Source organism: Corynebacterium sp. HMSC05D08, assembly GCF_001807215.1.
GTDB lineage: Bacteria > Actinomycetota > Actinomycetes > Mycobacteriales > Mycobacteriaceae > Corynebacterium > Corynebacterium striatum.
This window is the reverse complement of the sequence record NZ_KV788303.1, coordinates 1-2,260: the sequence shown is the minus strand read 5'-3', so window position 1 is coordinate 2,260 and position 2,260 is coordinate 1. Positions and strand designations below refer to the sequence as shown.

General features: G+C 56.1%; 3 protein-coding genes. All 3 read right to left on the bottom strand.

Annotated features, from left to right (window positions below):
- Nucleotides 1–31 precede the first annotated feature (31 nt).
- Genes HMPREF3148_RS02620 through HMPREF3148_RS02610 form a run of 3 tightly spaced genes read right to left on the bottom strand, consistent with a single transcriptional unit; the run spans nt 32 to nt 1,986 of the window.
- Nucleotides 32–850, bottom strand: a complete 819-nt coding sequence (locus HMPREF3148_RS02620; RefSeq protein WP_049159720.1) for a recombinase RecT — start codon at nt 848–850, stop codon at nt 32–34.
- A complete protein-coding gene (locus HMPREF3148_RS02615) occupies nt 851–1,054 on the bottom strand; it encodes a hypothetical protein (RefSeq protein WP_049159717.1) in 204 nt (67 codons plus the stop codon).
- A 26-nt stretch (nt 1,055–1,080) separates the two neighbouring features.
- Nucleotides 1,081–1,986 (bottom strand): YqaJ viral recombinase family protein, encoded by a 906-nt coding sequence (locus HMPREF3148_RS02610; RefSeq protein WP_070508637.1) that lies wholly within the window; start codon nt 1,984–1,986, stop codon nt 1,081–1,083.
- Nucleotides 1,987–2,260 lie beyond the last annotated feature (274 nt).

Sequence of the window (2,260 nt, the reverse complement as noted above, 5' to 3'; positions counted from 1 at the left end):
AGGTTGCCGCTGATTGCGATGAAATTAGCCATTACGCTTCCTCCTCGTTGAGTTCAATCCACTTAGCGTTAGCGGCCTGGGCAAGCTCCTCATACTCCGCTTCAGATAGCGCCGCCTGCGCGTCTGCCATCAATGGCTGCAAACCATCCGGATCAGTAATCCCCGCCAACTCTTCGGCGAAATTACGATCTTGCTTCTTCTTCGGAGCCGGGGCCGACAACGCCTGCTGCGCCACATCCTGACGAGTAGCCTTTTGCCGAATAGGTTCCGACGTATCCACAAAGCTCTCGGAATCGAAATACACATCCCCTAGTTCATCGGGGAACGCCTTTCGGAAGGCACCAGCGGCTGCGTTCTTTCCCAGCATGAACGTTGGCTTCGCATCCCACATTGGCGTTAGGTTTCCCTCCCGACCCCAGGTTTGCTTGGACTCATCCCAAGTAACGACATGCGGGAATGGTTCACCGTCTCGGTACACAATGACCTTGGCGAACTCCGGGTACCCCATGCGGGCCACGTTCCACGTGTCGCGCCATTCTGTCTCCTGCCCTGTGGACTGGTCGATTCCCTTGTACAGCCAATCGCCTTCGCGGTAGGTGCCACCCTCTTTTTTAGCGATACGTCGGGCGGTTCGACGTGCTCCGCCGATACCGACTTGGAGGGTGTAGGTCTTACCGTTCTTCGTCTTGCGCTCAATGAGGGCGATTTGCGACGGGTCTTGAGGGTTCAGGCCTAATGCTTCGGCGCGGGCGAAGAACATTTTTAGATGATTGGCCGGGATTTGCTGGTACCCTAGCTGTTCAATCAGTGTCATTTCCTGCTCGTTGAATTTCGCGATTTCATTGCTCATTTAGATGTTCCTTTCGTCGTCGTATCGGTCGAGGGTGATTTCGGTGAGGGTGAGTGATGCGTCGTAGTCGTAGCCTCGGTCGCGGTAGTAGCGCATGAGAAAAGCCGCTTGGTCTGCGAGTGCTGTTAGGGCGTTGTAGTTCGCTGTGGTGGTTGCGCGGGCCACCTCCAAACGCCGGTGGGGTATGTCGCTGGGTTTGCTCATATGTTCTGTCCTTCTTTTATGGGGCATTAGTTGACGATCTTTGTGAGTCGTAGGCGTGTGGAACCTCGGCGGGTTTTGGTGTTGAACTCGGCGAATAGGTCCGGGTGGGCGGTCTTAAACGCCTTCGAGTCGAAAGTCTTAGAATCCTTGGTTGTGGACACGCTCACCTTGTAGCCGGCGTGCGTACCCGCGTAGGAATCACCAAGCAGTTTCAACAAATCTTTCTTGTAGGTCTTTGCCAAATCGGACCAGCTGGCGGCTTTTTCTTCCGCGTCCGCTAGTTGCGCCACGAGGTCTTCTACCTCGTCCGTGTCTTCCAGGCTGGTGACCTCACCCATCCAATCCGGGGTAGTACCATCGAGCCACGCGAACCACTCTGCGGCGGTTGCCTGCATGTCCTCTACCACTTTGGGGTCGTAGTCAATGACCCGATACTCATACTCCACGGGACTAAATTCGCCGCCCTGCTCCTGGTAGTACTCCACCAGCAGCACACACGCCTCGGCACCCGTGTGCCACATGTTTGCCTGCACCTGCAGGTAGTACCCATCAGGGCACCAATCATGGAAGCGGCCTCCAGTGAATTGGCGTTTAGCAGTCTTAATCTCACCAATGACTTCCCCATCTTCACTGAAAAGGTCCGGGGTGCCACACAGGCGGTCATCGTCGGGGTTGATGATGATGGTTTGCGGGTCAGCGTTATAGTTCAGGCGGCTATCAACATCGGTGACCAGCGGCGCCAGAATTGGTTCGCGGGCGGTGCCCCATTCGGTGAACTGATTGCCACCCCACCGCTTGCCGGTTTCTTTCTGCTCGCGCAGTTCCTGCCACGTCCTCGCGGTCCTGCTTAAATGCAGGTCTCTTAGCTCGGTTGAGGTGAGGTGCTGGCGTCGGTATTCATGCCACTCTTCCTCATTTTCTGGTTTAAACACTCTCATGCGACACCCTCACGGCTGGAGCAATCCTGCCACCAATCCCCGACCTTTAGGCGCCAGAGGCCCGTGCCCGCGAGGCGGATACTAGGCTTTGGGTAGGTGAATTCATCAATCACAGCTGCTCACGCTCCTTTTCAATCTCTACTTCGATCTGGTGGCACAAATCGCGCAGGGTTGGGAAGATATCTCCGTGGTCGCGCATCCAATCCAGGGCTTCTCCCTCCAGGCGAGCCAGGGCGATTTTCTTCGCTTCCCTCGAGATGGTGATGGG

Bases quoted from the DNA above. Each gene is read 5' to 3' on its own strand.
- HMPREF3148_RS02620 (WP_049159720.1), bottom strand. From the start codon at position 850: ATGAGCAATGAAATCGCGAAATTCAACGAGCAGGAAATGACACTGATT.
- HMPREF3148_RS02615 (WP_049159717.1), bottom strand. From the start codon at position 1,054: ATGAGCAAACCCAGCGACATACCCCACCGGCGTTTGGAGGTGGCCCGC.